General features: G+C 45.3%; 18 protein-coding genes. 7 read left to right on the plus strand and 11 right to left on the minus strand.

Going from position 1 to position 19,621, the window contains the following annotated elements:
- Positions 1-50: 50 nt before the first annotated feature.
- The 9 genes from DESOR_RS17060 to ilvE all read right to left on the minus strand — a co-directional run bounded on the left by DESOR_RS17060 (position 51) and on the right by ilvE (position 10,570).
- Complete coding sequence (locus DESOR_RS17060) at positions 51-1,298, minus strand: glutamate-5-semialdehyde dehydrogenase (RefSeq protein ID WP_014185829.1); 1,248 nt, start codon at positions 1,296-1,298, stop codon at positions 51-53.
- Positions 1,299-1,334: 36 nt separating this feature from the next.
- Positions 1,335-2,450 (minus strand): glutamate 5-kinase, encoded by a 1,116-nt coding sequence (gene proB, locus DESOR_RS17065; protein WP_042332419.1) that lies wholly within the window; start codon positions 2,448-2,450, stop codon positions 1,335-1,337.
- Between the two features lie 2 nt (positions 2,451-2,452).
- Positions 2,453-3,262 carry a pyrroline-5-carboxylate reductase gene (proC, locus tag DESOR_RS17070; protein WP_014185831.1) on the minus strand — a complete coding sequence of 270 codons (810 nt, stop codon included), beginning with the start codon at positions 3,260-3,262 and terminating at the stop codon, positions 2,453-2,455.
- Between the two features lie 400 nt (positions 3,263-3,662).
- Positions 3,663-4,724, minus strand: coding sequence for a 3-isopropylmalate dehydrogenase (leuB, locus tag DESOR_RS17075; protein ID WP_014185832.1), 1,062 nt, complete (start codon positions 4,722-4,724; stop codon positions 3,663-3,665).
- 30 nt (positions 4,725-4,754) lie between these two features.
- Positions 4,755-6,320, minus strand: a complete 1,566-nt coding sequence (locus DESOR_RS17080) for a 2-isopropylmalate synthase (RefSeq protein WP_282434380.1) — start codon at positions 6,318-6,320, stop codon at positions 4,755-4,757.
- Positions 6,321-6,420: 100 nt separating this feature from the next.
- A complete protein-coding gene (ilvC, locus tag DESOR_RS17085) occupies positions 6,421-7,419 on the minus strand; it encodes a ketol-acid reductoisomerase (protein ID WP_014185834.1) in 999 nt (332 codons plus the stop codon).
- A 76-nt stretch (positions 7,420-7,495) separates the two neighbouring features.
- Positions 7,496-7,975, minus strand: coding sequence for an acetolactate synthase small subunit (gene ilvN / locus DESOR_RS17090; RefSeq protein ID WP_014185835.1), 480 nt, complete (start codon positions 7,973-7,975; stop codon positions 7,496-7,498).
- A 4-nt stretch (positions 7,976-7,979) separates the two neighbouring features.
- Positions 7,980-9,668 (minus strand): biosynthetic-type acetolactate synthase large subunit, encoded by a 1,689-nt coding sequence (ilvB, locus tag DESOR_RS17095; RefSeq protein ID WP_014185836.1) that lies wholly within the window; start codon positions 9,666-9,668, stop codon positions 7,980-7,982.
- A gap of 35 nt (positions 9,669-9,703) precedes the next feature.
- Positions 9,704-10,570, minus strand: a complete 867-nt coding sequence (gene ilvE / locus DESOR_RS17100) for a branched-chain-amino-acid transaminase (protein WP_014185837.1) — start codon at positions 10,568-10,570, stop codon at positions 9,704-9,706.
- A gap of 383 nt (positions 10,571-10,953) precedes the next feature.
- Here ilvE and DESOR_RS17105 point away from each other — a divergent pair, with 383 nt between their 5' ends.
- The 3 genes from DESOR_RS17105 to DESOR_RS17115 all read left to right on the plus strand — a co-directional run bounded on the left by DESOR_RS17105 (position 10,954) and on the right by DESOR_RS17115 (position 13,672).
- A complete protein-coding gene (locus DESOR_RS17105) occupies positions 10,954-12,246 on the plus strand; it encodes a homoserine dehydrogenase (RefSeq protein WP_014185838.1) in 1,293 nt (430 codons plus the stop codon).
- A 29-nt stretch (positions 12,247-12,275) separates the two neighbouring features.
- Positions 12,276-13,178, plus strand: coding sequence for a homoserine kinase (gene thrB / locus DESOR_RS17110; RefSeq protein WP_014185839.1), 903 nt, complete (start codon positions 12,276-12,278; stop codon positions 13,176-13,178).
- 173 nt (positions 13,179-13,351) lie between these two features.
- Positions 13,352-13,672 (plus strand): hypothetical protein, encoded by a 321-nt coding sequence (locus DESOR_RS17115; RefSeq protein WP_014185840.1) that lies wholly within the window; start codon positions 13,352-13,354, stop codon positions 13,670-13,672.
- Positions 13,673-13,793: 121 nt separating this feature from the next.
- Here DESOR_RS17115 and DESOR_RS17120 read toward each other — a convergent pair whose 3' ends face one another.
- Positions 13,794-14,702, minus strand: a complete 909-nt coding sequence (locus DESOR_RS17120) for an NAD(P)/FAD-dependent oxidoreductase (protein WP_014185841.1) — start codon at positions 14,700-14,702, stop codon at positions 13,794-13,796.
- Between the two features lie 161 nt (positions 14,703-14,863).
- On the opposite strand from DESOR_RS17120, the gene DESOR_RS17125 reads away from it, so the two are divergent.
- From DESOR_RS17125 to DESOR_RS17140, 4 genes are all read left to right on the plus strand, one after another.
- Positions 14,864-15,268, plus strand: a complete 405-nt coding sequence (locus DESOR_RS17125) for a PadR family transcriptional regulator (protein WP_014185842.1) — start codon at positions 14,864-14,866, stop codon at positions 15,266-15,268.
- Positions 15,261-16,085 carry an extracellular solute-binding protein gene (locus tag DESOR_RS17130; protein WP_242832342.1) on the plus strand — a complete coding sequence of 275 codons (825 nt, stop codon included), beginning with the start codon at positions 15,261-15,263 and terminating at the stop codon, positions 16,083-16,085. Before DESOR_RS17125 ends, DESOR_RS17130 begins: the two co-directional genes overlap by 8 nt.
- Positions 16,086-16,143: 58 nt before the next feature.
- Complete coding sequence (chrA, locus tag DESOR_RS17135; protein WP_014185844.1) at positions 16,144-17,400, plus strand: chromate efflux transporter; 1,257 nt, start codon at positions 16,144-16,146, stop codon at positions 17,398-17,400.
- A gap of 114 nt (positions 17,401-17,514) precedes the next feature.
- Entirely contained in the window at positions 17,515-19,083 is a 1,569-nt protein-coding gene (locus DESOR_RS17140; RefSeq protein WP_014185845.1) for an N-acyl-D-amino-acid deacylase family protein, read from the plus strand.
- On the opposite strand, the gene thpR is transcribed toward DESOR_RS17140, so the two are convergent.
- The gene (gene thpR / locus DESOR_RS17145; protein ID WP_014185846.1) at positions 19,057-19,617 is read right to left on the minus strand and encodes an RNA 2',3'-cyclic phosphodiesterase; all 561 of its coding nucleotides are present in this window, start codon (positions 19,615-19,617) and stop codon (positions 19,057-19,059) included. The genes DESOR_RS17140 and thpR overlap by 27 nt on opposite strands.
- Between the last annotated feature and the right edge of the window lie 4 nt (positions 19,618-19,621).

The raw sequence follows: 19,621 nt of genomic DNA on the forward strand, positions 1-19,621 counted from the left end.
CCTCACTCCATCCGATTAATGCCGAATTCCAGTCAAATTCCCACTAAAACTTAGACGATTTGTCCATCACCGTAAACCATGTATTTTATGGTGGTCAGTTCCTTCAGACCCATGGGGCCCCGGGCATGTAATTTCTGAGTACTGATGCCGATTTCCGCACCAAAACCGAATCGCCCTCCATCCGTAAATCGAGTCGAGGCATTGACGTAGACTGCTGCAGCATCAATTTCCCTCAAAAAACGTTGTGCCCTGGAGTAATTCTCTGTAACAATGGTTTCCGAATGCTTGGTGCTGTATTGATAAATGTGGTTTAACGCCCCATCCAAATCTGGCACTACTTTTACTCCCAGAATCAAGTCGAGATGTTCATATTTCCAGTCGTCCTCTGTTGCCGGAAGTGAATAAGTCAAGATATCGCAGGTTCTGGGGCAGCCCTTCAGCTGAACATTGAGCTTTTTCAGCTCTTCCCCGATTAAGGGCAGGAACTCTGCAGCAATCCCTTCATCCACCAAGAGTGTTTCCAAAGCATTACAAACCCCTGGGTTTTGTGTCTTGGCGTTGACCACGATAGGAACAGCTTTTTCATAGTCCGCATCCCTGTCCACAAAAGCGTGACACATACCCGTTCCGGTTTCAATCACAGGTACCGTCGAGTTTTGAACTACAGCTTGAATCAGACCGGCCCCTCCTCTGGGGATGATGACATCCAGAAATTCATTCATACGGATGAGCTTCTGTACCCATTCTCTGCTTGTTTCAGTGATCAGCTGAATACATCCCCCAGGCAGGCCGCTTGCTTCTGCTGCTTCTGCAATCACTCTTGCCAATACTTTATTACTCTCCAGAGCCTCGGACCCTCCTCTTAAGATCACCACATTTCCCGATTTCAGGCACAAGGCTGCTGCGTCCACCGTCACATTGGGCCGGGCTTCATAAATCATGGCAACCACACCTAAAGGTACATGTACCTGCTGAATACGCAGTCCATTAGGCCGGGTCCATATTTCTCCTTCTCCCACCGGGTCCCGTAAGGCAACAACCTCTTTTAGAGATTGACTTATTTGGGCAATACTTGCGGCAGTCAGTCTTAAACGATTAACCAAACTTTTTTTGAGACCTTTTTCTTCTGCAGCTTGGACATCCCGCTGATTAGCCTCAAGAATTTCCTCTTGATTCTTTAAAAGGGCCTCCGCCATAGCAAGTAAGGCATTGTTCTTAGATTCTGTGCTGGCATAAGCCAATAAACGAGCCGCTTGTTTAGCTCTTTGCCCAATCTCAATAAGTTTTGCCTCAAACATAGTTTTTCCCTCCTAAAATTATTGTGTCGAAGCCTATTACATATCCACCATCACTGTCATATTATCTCGATGGACCACTTCCTCCCCTTCAAAATTTTCAATGAGTTCATGGAGCTTCCCGGAGTGCATCCCTTTGACCTGGAGTACCTCGTCGTGATTTAGCTCAACGACTCCTTTCGCGATCTCCTCTCCTCGACTATTGAGTATTCTCACAATTTCCTTCCGTTCCCAAGTTCCGGAGACACCTGTTATTCCTTTTGCCAGCAAGCTTTTTCCTTCTTCCAAAAGGGCTTTGGCAGCTCCATCATCGACGTGGATACAGCCTTCAGACAATCCGGCATAGGCAATCCAACGTTTCCTTCCTGCCAGGCGGTGCTTTACCGGCTTAAAGTAAGTGCCCTCCGGGGCCTCACCCTTGGTAAGATCGTCCAATTCCTTCAAGCGTGTGAAATTCAAAAGAAGAGTACCAATGCCAAAGTGTGTTGCAATTCTCGCCGCCCTCAGTTTAGTGACCATTCCTCCGGTTCCCAACATACTTCCGGCCCCACTGGCCATACATTCTACTGCTGAAACCTCTGCAACTTCTTTAATGAGCTGAGCTGATTGATCTTTTTTAGGGTTAGCCGTATATAAGCCGTCCACATCTGTCAAAATGACCAGCAAATCAACGCCTACCAGCCCGGCTACCAAAGCCGACAAGGTATCATTATCGCCAAAGCACAACTCATCTACAGCAACTGTGTCGTTTTCATTGATAATTGGTACTACATGCAAGCGAAGTAATTTTTCCAGTGTATTTTGAGCGTTTCTGTAATGGGATGCTTGAGCTAAGTCGATTCGAGACAACAAAACCTGGGCTCCTACAATACCATGCTGTTCGAAATTCCTGGTATACATCTCGATCAGCACACCCTGTCCAACGGCTGATACCGCTTGCTTGCCCGGCAAATCTCTCGGCCGGTTATGAAGTTTTAGACGTCCCATCCCAGCCGCTACGGCACCGGAAGTAACAATAATACATTCCACGCCATGCTTTTTTAAGTCCGCAATTGCTGAAACGACTTGAGCAATAGCGGCTTCATCTAAGCCTCCCTGGGGATGGTTCAAACTACTGCTTCCTATTTTCAGGACAATTCTCCGAACCCCATTCAAAGTCACTCTGAATACTCTCCTTCCAAATCCTCGGCACGGCGGGCACAAGCCTTAACCGCTTTAAGAACAGTTTGAGCCAGGTTCTCATCCATAAATACATTTAAGGCTGCAAAGGTTGTCCCGTTTGGTGAAGTTACTTCCTCACGAAGCTTTCCCGGGGATTTATCGCTTTCGGCAATCATTTTCCCAGATCCAATTAAGGTTTCCAAAACAAGAATCTCAGCTTCCTCTTCACTCAGCCCCGACTCAACCCCTGCTTTGATCAAACTTTCAGCGAATAAATAAAAATAGGCCGGTCCGCTGCCGCTGATAGCAGTTAAGGCATTGATATTTTTTTCAGGAACCCACATAATCCGGCCGGTAGCTGAAAAGATTTTCTCACCCATCTCAGCCTGTTCATTGGTGACATTTTCACCGCGAACTAAGCCTGTCATGGAATGCAGTACAGCCATGGAAGTATTGGGCATGGCCCGGATCACTGCTACTCCCGGCAGATACTTGGCGAAGACCCTTAAAGGAACACCCGCTGCCACACTGATGACCAACTTGTTCTGTAAAGAAAAGGCCGTTAAGTCTTTCAGTACACCTTGAACATCCTTTGGCTTCACTGCGATAATTACGACCTGAGAGTTTTCCACAAGGTCTTGAAGGGATGCTGCTGTCACATCATATCTGTCAACCAGGCCCTGGAGACGTCCTCGGTTGGAAAGATTCGTCACTCGAATCTCCAGCTCTTTATTGGTCTTTTTAAGACCGCTGATCATAGCTTCTGCAATATTTCCTCCACCAATAAAACCGATACTGTATGACATTTTATTCGACAATCCTTTCTTACACTTTATCTTAGCTTTAGTTTTAGCTTTAGCATCTTTTAATAATACAAAAAGGCCCCTTTCATCCTTTATAAGGACGAAAGAAGCCTTCCGCGGTACCACCTTTATTGCCTATGCCAACTTAATCTTGCCAGATATGACTAACAAGACTCCTAATAACGGTGGAAGCCGTCCGATTCTTCATCAGAGCATCACGACTGGGTTTCAAATACCTTAGGCGGAAAAACTCTCAGCATTTTGTTTTTCTCTCTGACACCTCTGGTTATCCTACTGGGTCGATCATTTGCTTTATTCACTATCTAATTTCTTATACTCTATCTTAATCATTCAAGAATATCAAGTGCATAGCAAATAATTCCTAATTTTTTAAGATATTGTTTTATTTAAGAGCGGCGACAACAGCATTGCCCATTTCTTTGGTTCCCAGTACTTTGTCCCCTGGTTTTGCTAAATCCGGAGTTCTATACCCTTCCTGCAGGACTCGTTCAACAGCCGCCTCGATTTTTTGAGCTTCCTGCTCCAAGCCAAAGGAGTAGCGCAGCATTAAGGCTGCCGAGAGGATGGTTGCTAAGGGGTTGGCAATATTCTTACCCGCAATATCCGGAGCCGATCCATGGGCTGGTTCGTAGAGTCCTTTGCTTCCGCTTAAGCTTGCTGAGGAAATCATGCCAATGGATCCCATCAACATAGAGGCTAAGTCCGTGAGGATATCTCCGAACATATTCTCGGTAACGATAACGTCAAATTGCTCCGGCCAGCGTACCAATTGCATAGCTGCATTATCCACATACATATGACTTAATTCAATATCCGGATAGTTTTTTGCAACTTCAAGGGTAATCTCTCTCCAAAAACGAGAAGACTCCAAGACATTGGCTTTATCCACTGAGCACAGTTTACCTCGACGCTTTGCCGCGGTTTGGAAGCCCAGGTCAACGATGCGGCGAATTTCTTCCTCTGTATAGATTAAGGTATCAAAGGCACTTCTTGGCTCAGTGCCTCTCCCTTTCTCTCCGAAGTAAAGCCCCCCGGTTAGTTCCCGCAAGACAACAAGATCAACATTTTTGACAACTTCCGGGCGCAGGGTTGAAGCTTCCACTAACATCGGGAGCATCTTAACAGGACGAATATTGGCAAAAAGGCCCAAAGCCTTGCGAATAGCCAACAATCCACCTAATTCCGGACGCTGGGGAGCAGGCAAAGTGTCCCACTTAGGGCCGCCGACTGAACCTAACAGGATGGCATCTGCTGCTTGAGCAGCAGCTAAGGTTTCATCAGGCAAGGCTTTGCCGGCCTCATCAATAGCGGCCCCGCCTATTAAACCATATTCAAAGCTTAAGCTTGTAGAATGATTTTTTAATACCGCTTCTAACACTTTAACTGCTTGGGGGGTAATCTCTAAACCAATACCATCACCGGGCAAAACTAAAACCTTAGGCATTATTTTTACTCCTTTCAACATTGGGATGTGTCAGCTCGCATTATTCTCACAAATTTTTACCCAGCCTCGTACAAAGGCTCGATTAACCGCTTGCAGATATCCCCGTACACTGGCCTCGATAATATCCGTACTTACACCCCGGCCGGCAACCAAATTCTCGCCGAACCTGACAGTGACGGTAACCTCACCTTGTGCGTCCTCTCCGCCGTCAAGGGCTTGTAAGGAATAGTGACTCAAGATTCCTTGAGTTCCCAGCACTTTATCAATCGCTTTAAAGGCTGCATCCACAGGTCCGTCTCCACAAGCAGCATCAGCTAGGCGCTGCCCCTCATACTGGAGTCCCACTGTTGCTGTAGGAACCAGATGAGTTCCGCTTGAGACTTGCAGGTAATCTAAGGTAATCTGATCCGTTTTTTCTTTCTGTTCCTCGACCAGAGAGAACAGATCGGCAGTCGTCACCTCACGTTTGCGATCGGCCAAAAGTTTAAACCGGGAGAACAACTCTTCAAATCGGCTCTCATCTAATTCCAAGCCCAAGTCTGTCAGCCGCTGCTGTACAGCATGCCGTCCGGAATGTTTTCCTAAAACAATAGATTCAGCGTCCACCCCTATTATGCTGGGCGACATGATTTCATAGGTGGAACGATCCTTTAACATACCATCTTGGTGTATGCCTGATTCATGGGCAAAAGCGTTTTTCCCCACAATAGCCTTATTATGCTGAATCATCATTCCCGTCAAACGACTTACCAACTGACTGGTCCTGGCGATTTCTGAGGTTACAATGCTTGTTTCCGCCTTAAACTGGTCTTTGCGCGTGTGCAAAGCCATAACAAGTTCTTCTAAAGCGGCATTTCCTGCACGTTCCCCAATTCCATTAACGGTACACTCTAACTGATGAACTCCTGCGCCTACGGCAGCAAGGGAATTAGCCACAGCCAAACCCAGATCATTGTGACAGTGAACACTGACTTTGACCTTCTCTATACCCTTGGTATGCTCCATGATAGCCCGCAAAAAAGCAGCATACTCTTCCGGAGTTGCATACCCTACGGTATCAGGAATATTCAGTACCGTTGCACCTGCTTGAATCACTCCTGAAAAAACCTTAGCCAGGAAATCCACATCGCTGCGTGATGCATCTTCTGCACTAAACTCAATGTCACTCACTTTGGACTTTGCTAATCGTACGGCTTGGACAGCCTGCTCCAAAACTTCCTCCGGCGATTTCTGAAGTTTATAACGCATATGTATCGGCGAAGTGGCAATAAAGGTATGAATGCGCGGAGATTCACCTTCAGAGATCGCTTCCCATGCACATTCAATGTCTTTAGCATTTGCCCGCGCCAAAGCAGCGACACTCACATTTCTGACTTCCTGAGCGATCCTGCGCACACCCGCAAAATCTCCGGGAGAAGCAATAGGAAACCCTGCTTCTAAAACATTAACTCCCAGCTTGCCTAATTGATGGGCAATCTGCAATTTTTCCTCTGCGTTAAGTGCTACTCCAGGTGATTGCTCGCCATCTCTCAGGGTAGTATCAAAGATTTCAATCCGACGCATTACTCCAACTTCCTTCCAATAACATTGAATCAACCATAAGCAAATAAAGAACTGCAAATCACCACCCGTTAGGGCAATGATTTGCAATCATCAGTGAACAAATTCTGTAACAATCCCCCAGAAACTCATGAGCTTATTCGTGCTTTTTCAGCCAGCTCATCATGCCTCTTAATTGTTCTCCTACTTTTTCGATAGGATGGTTGGCCTCAATGCGGGTCATGGCGTTAAAGGTCGGACGATTTGCTTGGTTTTCAAGGAGCCATGCTTTAGCAAAGCGGCCATCTTGGATTTCTTGCAGTACCCGTTTCATTTCTTTACGGGTTTCTTCGTTAACAATGCGTTTGCCAATGGTCATATCCCCGTATTGAGCAGTATCAGACACTGAGTATCTCATCCAGCTCATTCCGCCTTCATACATTAAATCCACGATAAGTTTCAGCTCATGCAAGCATTCGAAATAAGCAATCTCCGGCTGATAACCTGCTTCAACTAAAGTATCAAAACCTGCTTTAACCAATTCGGAGGCTCCTCCGCATAAAACGGCTTGTTCTCCGAAAAGATCGGTTTCGGTTTCTTCACCGAAGGTGGTTTCCAATACCCCTGCCTTCGTGGAGCCAATTCCTTTAGCATAAGCCAAGGCTAATTCTTTAGCTTTGCCAGTAGCGTCTTGATGAACAGCTATCAAGGCTGGCACCCCGGCACCTTCAGTATAAGTACGTCTCACTAAATGACCAGGGCTTTTGGGAGCAACCATGAACACATCAACATCACTTGGAGGAACAATTTGTCCAAAGTGAATATTAAAGCCATGAGAAAAGACTAAAGCCTTTCCAGAAGTTAAATGCTGTTTAATCTCTTCCTGATAAACCTTGCTTTGAGTCTCGTCGGGAAGCAGGATTTGAATGACATCCGCACGCTTGGCGGCCTCTTCCACCGTCATGACTTCAAAGCCTGCTGCTTGGGCACGTTCTGTACGAGCACTGCCTGGGCGAAGTCCAATGATCACATTAAGTCCTGAATCTTTCAGATTTTGAGCCTGAGCATGTCCCTGGCTGCCATATCCCATGACCGCAATGACTTTGCCCTTTAATAATTCCAGATTTGCATCAACTTCATAATACATTTTTGCCATTTTCTATAACTCCCTTTCAACTTTAAGCCTTTTCTCAAAAAGACCATGTATATTATAACACAAACGAAATCTTTCTCTATGCTTGGGATCTTAAAATCGCAACTTTTCCGGTACGCACTAATTCGAGTAAGCCATAAGGCTGAATGGCATGGACAAAAGCATCAATTTTGGGAATATCCCCCGTTAACTCCACCGTCAAATTGGTTCTTCCCATATCAACCACCCGTCCCCGGAAAATATCCACCGTTTGAAGGACCGCAGACCTTGTTTCGGGAGTGACTTCAACCCTGATCAAGGCCAGCTCGCGGTCAACAACACTTTGTCCGGTGAAGTCCGAAACTGAGTGAACAACCACTAGTTTACCCAGTTGATTCCGCACTTGTTCTATAATTTGATCATCCCCATTAACGACGATTGTCATGCGCGAAAGTTCAGGATCTTCTGTCTGACAAACTGTAAGACTATCAATGTTATATCCCCTGCGGGTAAACAGTCCTGCTACTTTAATTAAAACGCCTGGATTGTTCTCTACCAATACCGCCAGTGTATGCAACATATTATTACCTCACAATCATTTCAGTAATCAGTTTACCGGGTGGAACCATAGGCAAGACATTTTCATCCTCAGATATAGGAATTTCCACAAGCACAGGCCCCGGATGTTTGAACGCTTCTTCAAAAGCACTGCGCAGCTCTTCAAGAGCATTAACACGAATGCCATGGATACCATAGCCTTCAGCCACTTTTACAAAGTCGGGATTGCCTTGCAGGCTTATCTGATTATAACGCCCATCATAGAACATTTTCTGCATTTGCCGAACCATGCCCAGAACTCCATTATTGAGAAGTATAATTTTTATGGGGAGTTGGTTTTGGGCGATGGTACCCAATTCCTGGATGGACATTTGGAAAGATCCGTCCCCGGTAATAACCAGCACCGGTTCTCCGGGACGGGCGATCTGAGCGCCAACGGCAGAAGGAACTCCATACCCCATAACTCCCAGGCCGCAGCTGGTAGCATAGTTGCGGGGATCCACTGCCGGATAGTATTGAGCTGCCCACATTTGATGCTGTCCCACATCCGTAGTGACAATTGTGTCTCCCCCTGCTACCTCTCCAAGAGTTTGAATAACAACCTGAGGCGTTAAGCGATTCTTATCATAGTCAAGGGTATGATTTTTCTTCCAATCATGGAGCTGTTTCCACCATTCTTCAACTCTAGGAGCAGAGAATCCCGGCAAAACCTCCATTATTTCCGTGAGAACTTGACGAGCATCGCCAATAATTTGGATATCTGTTTTGACAACTTTTCGTACTTCCGCCGGGTCGATGTCAATATGAATGACTTTTGCTTTCGTGGCAAAACGATTTCCTATTCCGCTGGTTACCCGGTCGTCAAAACGAACCCCTACGGCAATGAGCAGGTCGCAATCGTCCACTGCATAGTTTGCGGTTACGGTTCCATGCATTCCCACCATACCCAGAGAATTAGGATGCTCTAAGGAAAGGCTGCCGATACCCATCAAGGTAGTGACAACAGGTATAGAGGTTTTATCCACAAATTGTCTTAAAACCTCTTCCGCACCGGCGGTGACAACACCACCGCCGGCATAAAGTACCGGCTTACTGGATTCAGAGAGGGCTTTAACGACCTCTTCGATCTTACCATTCTTCCCTTGCCCAAATGCTTTATATCCCTTTAATTTCATCTCATTTGAAAAAGGAATCACATCTTCAGCGGCCAGAACATCCTTTGGCAGGTCGATGAGAACCGGTCCCGGACGACCGGTCCGAGCCAGATAAAAGGCTTCTCTGACAATTCTCGGCAGATCTCTGGCATCTTTCACTAAGTAAGAGTGCTTAGTGATAGGCATAGTGATGCCAATAATGTCCACCTCCTGGAAAGAATCCGACCCAATGGAGCCTGTCGGTACCTGTCCTGTTAAAACAACCAAAGGGATGGAGTCTAAAAAGGCATTGGCAATGCCTGTGACCAGATTGGTCGCCCCCGGGCCTGAAGTCCCTAAACAGACCCCAACTTTACCCGTTACTCTTGAGTAACCGTCAGCTGCAAATACGGCCCCTTGTTCATGGCGAGTTAATATGTGCCGAATTGAACTATCTAAGAGGGCATTATACAGTGGAAGCAGCACCCCTCCCGGATAGCCAAAGATGACGTCGACCCCTTCCTCCTGCAATGCATTTAATAAAATTGTTGCACCTACTAATCCTGTTTTTTCTTCACTCATACATTTCCCTCCCTAAACTTTCTTCCTATAAGATGTTAAATTTCAGGACCATTGACATGGGTAAGCGCCCTAAACTGCTCTAAAAGCTGTTTAAATATTGGTCCAGGCTCTCCAATCCCAATCTCTCGTCCATCAACATTTCTAACGGGAATCAATTCAGCAGCTGTTCCGGTTAGAAAACATTCATCGGCTGTATACAAATCATGACGAGTAAATAACTCTTCCCTGACTTTAATATCAAGGTCTTTAGCAAGTTCTATGACAGAATTTCGGGTAATACCTTCCAGAATTCCTGCCGATAGCGGGGGAGTCAGCAAGACATTATCTCGATATATAAAAATATTATCCGCAGTTCCCTCTGCTACATAACCGTCTTGGGTCAGCATAATTGCTTCTATAACACCGGCTTGAGTACTCTCGATTTTAGCCAGAATGTTGTTAAGATAATTAAGGGACTTTATCCTCGGATTTAAGGAATCCGGATTATTTCTTCGGATAGCTACAGTCTTAACATTTAAGCCCTGCTCATACATGCTTTTCTCATAAAGCTTAATTTGGGCGGCTATACATATAATCGTCGCTTTAGAACATTTTTGAGGATCAAGTCCCAGGTCTCCCTTGCCACGGGAAACTACCAAGCGTATATAGGCATCCTTCAATTCATTTTTGCGCAGGGTTTCCAAAACAACCTCCTGCATTTCTTCCTTTGTCAAACCAATGGTTAAGTTAATCGATTTAGCTGATTCATATAATCTCTTTAAATGTTCATTCAATTTGAAAACTCGGCCATGATAGGCACGAATTCCTTCAAAAATTCCGTCTCCATATAAAAAGCCATGATCAAAAACAGATATTTTGGCATCTTCTTCCGAAACAAAAGCCCCATTTAAATAAATAATCATCTTCAACTCACCTTTCACATGCTGTCGGCAATTTTTCTGTCGAGAAGCTTTCTGTCTACAAATAAAAACCCAAGCGCAGTCCCTTGTAACGTGGAACTTTCCGCTTGGGTTTTTTCTACCCACGGTGTAAACCCATTATGGATTCTGTACCGCTTGGACCAGACAGGTTATCCCCGGAACCCTAGGTACACTTCCTTTTCTGTTATATTACATTTAAAACGAGAACGTTGTGTATATGATACAGAATACACACCTCAGTGTCAACCCTAATTTTGTATAATTAAGCGAAATTCCTTGCTAAAATTCCTTGTCAAAGCAAGTTGTAACAAGGTATAATGTCCACTATGCAGATACATTTGTTTTTTCGAGAGGAGTTGACTATCATGCCCCTAAAAATAGGCATATTGGGTTTAGGTACAGTAGGCTGCGGGGTCGTCAAAGTGTTACAGCAAAATGCTGAGGACATCGAGACTCGTACCCACAGTGAGCTGCAAATCAAAGCAATCCTTGACCGTGATCTTCACCGAGAACGGGAGATCAGCGGAGACTATCTCCTCACGGATCAACCTGAAAAAGTTCTTCAGGACCCTGAAATCGATATTATCGTTGAAGTTATGGGTGGCATCGAACCTGCCCGTACCTTTATTTTAGAAGCTTTGCAACACGGAAAAAGCGTTGTTACGGCTAATAAGGATTTAATCGCTCTTCACGGTCATGAACTCCTGGATGCCGCCAATGCGGCGGGAAAAGACCTTTACTTTGAAGCAAGCGTGGGCGGCGGCATTCCCATTATTGCAGCCTTGAAAGAGTCTCTCTCCGCCAATCAGATTACCGAAGTACTTGGTATTATCAATGGAACAACCAACTATATTTTGACTGCCATGGCTGAACAGGGACGTGACTATGGGGAAGTGCTGGCAGAAGCTCAGCAGCTAGGCTACGCTGAAGCAAATCCTTCTTCAGATGTGGACGGCCTTGACGCAGCCCGCAAACTGGCCATCCTCGCTTCCATCGCTTTTAATTCCCGGGTCGCCCTTAAAGATGTCTTTGTAGAAGGTATTTCTAAGATAACTAGTGAAGATCTGGCCTACGCTGCTGAACTTGGCTGTACCATTAAACTTCTGGCCATCGCTAAGCATCATGCTGAAGGCATTGAAGTACGTGTCCATCCTGCTATTCTCCCTCTTACCCATCCTCTGGCGGCTGTCAAGGGAGTTTTCAACGCTATTTATGTAGTAGGAGATGCGGTAGGTGAAACCATGTTTTATGGCCGTGGTGCAGGGTCCCTGCCTACGGGAAGTGCCATTGTCTCCGATATTATGCGTATCGCCCGCAACATTCAAGCCAAGTCCACGGCTTCCATCAACTGCACATGCTATCTGGACTTGCCGCTTAAATCCGTCTCAGATTTCTATACTGCCTTTTATATCCGCCTTCTCGTTAAGGACGAACCTCGTGTCCTGGCAACTCTAGCTTTGCTCTTTGCTGAAGCAAACATTAGTTTTGCTTCCATCATCCAAAAACCTCGCGGAGAACACCAGGCTGAAATTGTCCTGGTAACCCATCCATGCCGGGAAGGAGCTCTTCAGGAAGCCCTGGACTCTGTCAAAGCCTACAGCAAGGTCTTAAGCATTGACAACGTCATTCGTTTTGAAAAAGAGGATCCAAAATTTTAAGGTCGGAATCATATAAGGGGAGGAATATAATGTTCCAGGTTAAGGTACCTGCTACCACTGCCAATCTCGGGCCAGGCTTTGATTGTTTAGGTATGGCCCTGCAGCTCTATAATACAATAACTGTAAAAACCGACCGCTCTTTTCACATCTCATTAGCCGGTACTTACAAAGAGGGACTGCCGGAAGATGAAAGCAATCTTGTATGGCGCACTATGTGTCATTTTTGGGATTTCATACACTTTCCTGTTCCCTCCGTCGATCTGACTTTTCACAATGAAATCCCCCCCGCCAGAGGTTTAGGCAGCAGTTCCGCCGCCATTGTCGGCGGACTGGCAGCCGCCAACTTCCTAGCCGGATCCCCCTGCTCCTCCTTTGAACTCCTGCAACTGGCCAATGAAATAGAAGGACATCCGGACAACGTAACTCCTGCTCTCTATGGAGGTGTTACCTTGTCTGTACCTACGGAAAAAGGAGTGCTGCCCAGGGTTTTAGCACAGGCACCCAAGCTCAAAGCCGTTGTGGTCATTCCCGATACCCATCTCAACACTAAAAAAGCCAGGGGAATTTTACCTCCGGAAGTTCCCCGTCAAGATGCCGTTTTTAATATCTCCCACGTATCCTTGCTAACGGAAGCCTTTATCCGTGAAGAGTATTCCCTCCTCAAGGAAGGAATGTGTGATAAACTTCACCAAACTCAACGAGCAGCCCTTATCCCAGGATTACTGGAAACACTTGAAGCAGCCCTACAAGCCGGAGCCTATGGTTCTGCTCTCAGCGGTTCGGGCCCTACTCTCTTGGCTCTTGTTCCAAACACCTCTAATTTAGAGGTTTCCTCCAGCATGCTGGACATGCTGAGGAAACATGACATTAATGCTCAGGCCATGCTTTTGGACGTTGATTCCAAGGGTACGTTAGCTGACGTAGTTGATTAAGATCCCTTTTTCAGAGCAGTTTAAAAATTCGGCTGTTTGAGATTGACTAATCTAGATTAGTAAGATCTCAAACAGCCGAATTTTTATATAAACAATTGGACGTATTCTTACATAGTCTATAAAAATAGCATTTTTAGGTATTTATTATCGATAAATAGAAAAGAGGTGCGATCATGAACGAATATGACAATATTCGCCTTTTTAAGAAAAACAGAAATACAGGCGGACCTGAACAAGAATCAACCAACGCCGACCTAAAGAATAGGGATGAAAGAATCCCGGAAAAACGTATCACACCCTTTGAAGTAAAAGACTATTCCCGAAAAGTCAACCCTTCTCCCAGGGATGAATCGTTTCTTCCGCCAGGACTCACTGCAATTCTAAGAAAATCATTAAAGGCTCTGGGTATTGATCTTAATCAGAACTTTTCTTTACAAAAAGCCGGCGAGCTTGTTAAGAAGTCACCCTTATGGTCTCTTTTGAAAAAACTTTAGTAAAACTTGGCAGCTGCTCAAAGATATTGTCTTGGAGCAGCTGCTATTAATTTTTCAGGGTAGCCTGCCATGCCGCTGCCGCAGCACCAGCAGATGATGAAAAGAGAGTGCTTCCGGGTTGTTAATGAATGGAAGGCCCATTGGGACTTGCTCCTTTGAGGTTGTCTAAATATTTAACGGCTTGCAAAGCTGCGGTTCCTCCTTCCCCCGCAGCCTTAATCAGCTGATAAGGCTGACCTGTACAGTCGCCGGCAGCAAATAATCCCGGCATATTCGTTTCCAGCTTATGATTGACCTTAATAGCAGATCCTTCCATTTCCAGTCCGGATACAAGCTGTTCCACAGGCAAGGTTTCTCTGATAATAAATACTCCATCAACCTTCAAGGTCTCTTCCCCTAAATCAATTTGTTCAACACTATTAGTGCCAAGGATTTTCTTAACTTGGCCTTTTTTAATTTCTACCCGGGGATCCAGCTTCACAACATCGCCATAATAAGGGATATAGTAAACTTTGGCGCAGATATCTGCCATATAATTGGCTTCGTCCTCCCCCTCCCGGTTATAAGAGATGATCGCTACGCTTTTATTTTTGTATAAAGGTCCGTCACAAGTTGCGCAATACCCCAGACCTCTTCCTAAAAATTCAGCTTCGCCCGGAAATAGTTTTCCCGCAGACACTCCGGTGGCAATAATAACAGAGTCTGCTTCAAAGGATTGGTCCTTGCCTACAAGAGTAAAGGGCGGGCCGGGATAAATGTTGGATACTTTAAACTGGGTTATAGGTATGTCTTTTTCCTGCACGTGCTTCAGAAAACGCTGTCGCAGTTCTTCTCCGCTGATTTCCGGAAAGCCCAGCCAATTGTCAACTTGGGGCGCTTTTGAAAGCTTTGGGCTGCAAAATTCGGAGCCTAATAAAACAAAATCCCGATTTCGAATTTTAGCATTTAAGGCGGCCGACATCCCGGCGGGACCACAGCCAATAATCGCTAATTCATAATGGGATTTCAAAGTTTGAAAATCTTCTGACATCAATGGTTCCTCCCTCAAAATTTCTACGAATTTTTTTAGTGTTCCCTAATTTAAATTACCCATGCCAAATCATCACTAAAATATTGACGCTCTAAAAAAGTCGCAGTACAATATACACAATAAACCTATATGCACGATGACACTAGCTGAGGAGTACACATATGAGTGATGATGTAAGTATTAATTTGGAATTATCCCTATCCATTGAACGGTCAATTCAAGCTGAATTACTGCTGTTGCTAGGACAAAAACCTTCCCACGGCTATGAATTAATTCAACGTCTGAATGATGCTCCTTTTATGAGCAGTGAAGTAGACACTGCGACAATCTACCGTAATTTGAGACGTATGGATAAAGACGGTTTGATTAAATCCCACTGGGAAGTGAGTGAATCCGGCCCCGGGAGGCGGCAATATCAATTAACTTCCCAAGGAGAAGCGACCTTAAAGTTATGGGTTCAATACTTAGCCCAACAAAAAGCTAGGTTAGAGAACTTTTTGCAAGCTTATCGGGACTACGACGTATCCTTAGCCAAGGGGGAAAATGGGGGGAACAACCTTGAGTAATTCAGCCAAAACTCTAAAGATCATTCACGCCGGAGCATTGCATCAAGTCATGGAAAGATGCGTTGAACACTTCTCCAAACATATGCCCAATCTGGAATTTAAGGTGTCCGGAATTGGTTCCAGAGAAGCAGCCAGGAAACTATTGTCCGGTGAAATTTATGACATTATTGCTCTGGCTGACCAGGCTCTTTTCGCCGAGCTTTTGGTACCGGACTTAGTAAAGGACTATTTTATTTTTGCCGCCGATCAAATGGTCATCGCCTACAGCCGCTTTTCCAAGGGCAGCAGCCAAATTACTCCGGATAACTGGACTGATGAGCTTCTCAAACCAGGGGTCACCTTTGCACGATCCAGCCATCATCTTGATCCTTGCGGTTATAGAACGTTAATGGTTTGGCAATTGGCAGAATCCTATTACAGCAAAGCAGGATTGTGCTCTAAGCTGGAGGAAAATTGCATTCCTTATACCGTTTATCCTAAGTCCCTGGACTTGGCACGTGCACTATTTAAAGGCAGCGTCGATTACGCCTTTTTGTATTCCTCAGAGGCAGAGTACCTCGGCCTCCCTTACATCCCCCTGCCGGCAAAGATTAATCTTTCCAGCCCCGCTCATGCGACTTTTTATGATCAGGCAGCAGTCTCCGTAGAGAGTAAAATACCTGGAAAAAAAATCATTATCCACGGCAAGCCCATTGAATTTGCCATCGGATTATCTAAAAACAGCCTATACCCTGAACTTGCTCATTCCTTTATGGATCTTTTGACCGGTCCCGAAGGGAATATCATACTGGAAGAATGCGGGTTTATCCCCTGTTAGAATATTCTTTCCTCAGGAAGAGTCCTCAAGGAATAGTTGAGTAGAAGGGGGTATCCCAATGAAACCAAACCATTATTTACAACAGTCCTCCGAAGAGCAGAAGATGATAAGTCTCTTTGACATAGCAAAAACTGTTCTGCACATTGGCTTGGCATCATATAGTTTAGCCGCTTTAGGGGAAGCTAAAAAAACCCTGGTAGAAAAGAAACATTGGCTGACGGATGAAGAATATTTAAATGGCATAGCCCTTTCTCAATTATTACCTGGGGCACCTGCCGTCAATCTGAATACTTATATCGGCTATTTCCTGAGAGGTTTTCCCGGCAGCTTAATTGCAACGATCTTTTTTATCCTGCCCTGCTTTACACTCATGGTCATCCTGGCCCATCTCTACCTGAATTACAACGATTTACCCTGGGTGAACTCACTTTTCAAAGGAGTCGGCGCTTTAGTGGTTGGTCTCGTCCTTAACACCATCATCGATCTCTGGAAAAGAGGCGTCAATTCACCACAGCTGACGGTGTTGGCTGCCGGCGGTTTTTTAATGATCTACTTCCTTAAAGTCAATATTCTTACTCTCCTTTTCCTTGCCGGATCAGTGAGTCTCTGCTTTACCTTTCTGACCTATAAGTTTAAGGGCTGGCAAGTTATCATGGACCAGCGGTTTTGGCTGGATAAAAAAAAGGCTGAAAGGGCCGCAGTCACAGCCAAGTTCAGTTTCAGCAAAAAAAGTTTTGGAATTACTTTGGCCCTTCTGGCAATCTTAATAACCGTTAACTTTACTATTAATTTCAGTGACCCTGTCTACCGACAACTGGGCAACACTTTCTTTCGAATCGGCGGGCTGACCTTTGGCAGCGGCTACGCCATGCTCCCTTTTATCCAAGATACCATGGTCAATCACTACCACTTTCTAACCAATGAAGAATTCGGAGCCGCCTTGGCTTTAAGTCTCCTAACCCCTGGTCCGGTTACAGTAATTTCAGCTTTTATCGGTTATAAAGTTGCCGGGGTCTTTGGAGCCGCTCTGTCCATGGCCAATATCTACCTGCCGGCTTTTGCCATGGTTAACCTGATCTCCGACCTTTATAACCGCGCCGGTAAAATTGAGCTGATAAAAATGGTGATCACCGGCATTGTTGCCGCTTTCATAGGTACTCTCTGGGCTGTGATCCTCAAATTAGCGGGCAGCTCCTTAGTAGATTTGCCCACTATTGGCATTGCTCTGGCCGCCTTTGGCCTGCAGCGCTTCACAAAAATCGATACCCTCTGGATTATCCTCTCGGGAGCTGTCCTCTCCCTGTTCATTTTCTAAAGCTCTGCACACACTCCTAATGCTGAATCGAGACCTGAGTAGTCTCGATTCAGCTATCTTTATAATTTGCCGTCCTACTTCTTAACCTGAGTATTCTATACTGGAGTGATACTAGTGAATTGCGACCTGTTAATAAAAAACGGCTTCATCATCGATGGCACGGGCAAGCCCGGATTCCATGGTGACCTGGCCATATCTCAAGGAAAAATTGCGGACATTGCAGCCGGCCTTAAATATCAAGCTGCCCAGCTGATTGATGCCTCCGGCTTAACCGTCTGTCCGGGATTTATAGATCCTCACGTCCATGAAGAGCTAACGGTTTTATCCCAGGGCACGTTTGAAGAGTTTTTACGTCAGGGAGTCACCACCCTCATCACCGGAAACTGCGGGCATTCCATCATCAACTGTTCATCCCATAGGATCTATGAATACATGACAAAAAAAGGGCTTATTTCCGCTCCTTCTGTGGAGATACTAAAAACTAAAGTTCCTGCCTGGACAGACTTTCCCGGTTATATTAAGATTGTTAAAAACAAAGGCATCAGTGTAAATATGGGCTTTCTCCTGGGCCACAGCACCCTGCGCTGGCAGGTTATTGGTAACTCTAAAAACAAACCCAGCATAAAAGAGGAAGCTAAAATTATTCATCTGATTCATGAAGGCATGGAACAAGGGGCCTTAGGGTTCTCTACAGGACTAACCTACAATCCCGGCAAATATGCCGATACCGATGAGCTTATCCAATTCGCCCGGGTGGTGCAGACATACGACGGAATTTATACCTCCCATCTCCGCAGTTATCTGGGTACCCCAGAAGCCGTGCGGGAAGCCATTGCTATTGGGAAAAGAATCGGCATACGAGTCCAGGTCTCCCATCTCCCCCCAACTTCACCTGAGTCATTCCAAGAAATTCTCTCCGCTCGTGAACGCGGTTTAGAAATTGCACTGGATACCATTCCTAAAAGCAGCGGACACTTCAGGAGAAAAGACAGGTTGTTTCAATACCTAACCACTCGCCCCTACCTCCAATCCCAGGAAGCAATCAAAAAGCTCATCAAAAAAATGCGCTTTAAAGAAAAACTCCGGATCGTTAATACTGGAGAACCTCTACTAGAAGAACGAACATTAGCAGACTTGGCCGGCTATTATCAGATGGAAGTAAACGAACTTCTCCTCACTCTTTTAGAAAACCATAATCATGAGCTTACCTTCTGTGATGGCGACATTCATAGAGAGGACTTCCCTGGTGACTCTTACCCGGATTCAATTGCTTTCAATCCTCTGGTCATGGTTGGCTCTGACACAGTTTCCGGAGAGATCAATGACCCTCTTGCCTGGTTTGAATTATTTCGCAGGGGTGCCTTTCCCATCTATATCGACTTATGCCGGCAAAAAGGCGTGAGGCTGGAAGAGATTATCCGCCGGATAACCTCCCTGCCTGCACGCCAATTTCGCTTAGAAAACCGTGGCATACTTGCTAAAGGAAAAGCCGCTGATCTGGCTATTATTGATATGCATGGTTATAGTTACCCAAACCGACAGGACATTGATTATAAAAATCCCTTGGTAATGGCTTCAGGGGTAAAATATACCATTGTCAACGGCCAAGCTGCCTTGGCCGACGGTACGCTAAAGGTCCGGAACGCCGGTCAATTATTATCCAGAAACGGAAGGCTGCTGTAAACCGGCACTAAACATACTTAGGTAAGCTCTTTTGCCGTTCACTACATTACTTTCAAAGAGAACAATCTCCTCAACTTGGAAATAACCAAGTTTTTTATTCTGAACAACCGAAAGATCGATCTTATCAAAGTTTGGCCGCGAAACCAGGGTTATATGGGGTTTAAATTGACGTTCCTCCAACCTGAACCCCTTGTTTTTAAGATCAAGATGTAAATCATTTCTCAGTCTGTTTAATTCCTGGAGGCTTCCGTTAACCGCTGTCCATAAAGTATGAGCCCGCCGAAAAGAAGGAAACGCCCCCAAACCGCCGACGGTTAACTCAAAGGGCTTGAACTTACTTGCTGCATTAGCCAGTGTTTCTGTAAGGGTGGGTATATTGCTCTTATCCAACTCTCCTAAAAATTCTAAGGTTATATGAAAATTGTCTTCTGATTTGTAAGACCCGCCAAGTCCCAGACCTTTCAGTTCCGTCTGGAATTCACGTAATGCTTGTTTAAGTTCATAACTCAAATCAATGCCAATAAACAGTCTCATAAAT

The sequence above is a fragment of the Desulfosporosinus orientis DSM 765 genome (assembly GCF_000235605.1).
Classification (GTDB): domain Bacteria; phylum Bacillota; class Desulfitobacteriia; order Desulfitobacteriales; family Desulfitobacteriaceae; genus Desulfosporosinus; species Desulfosporosinus orientis.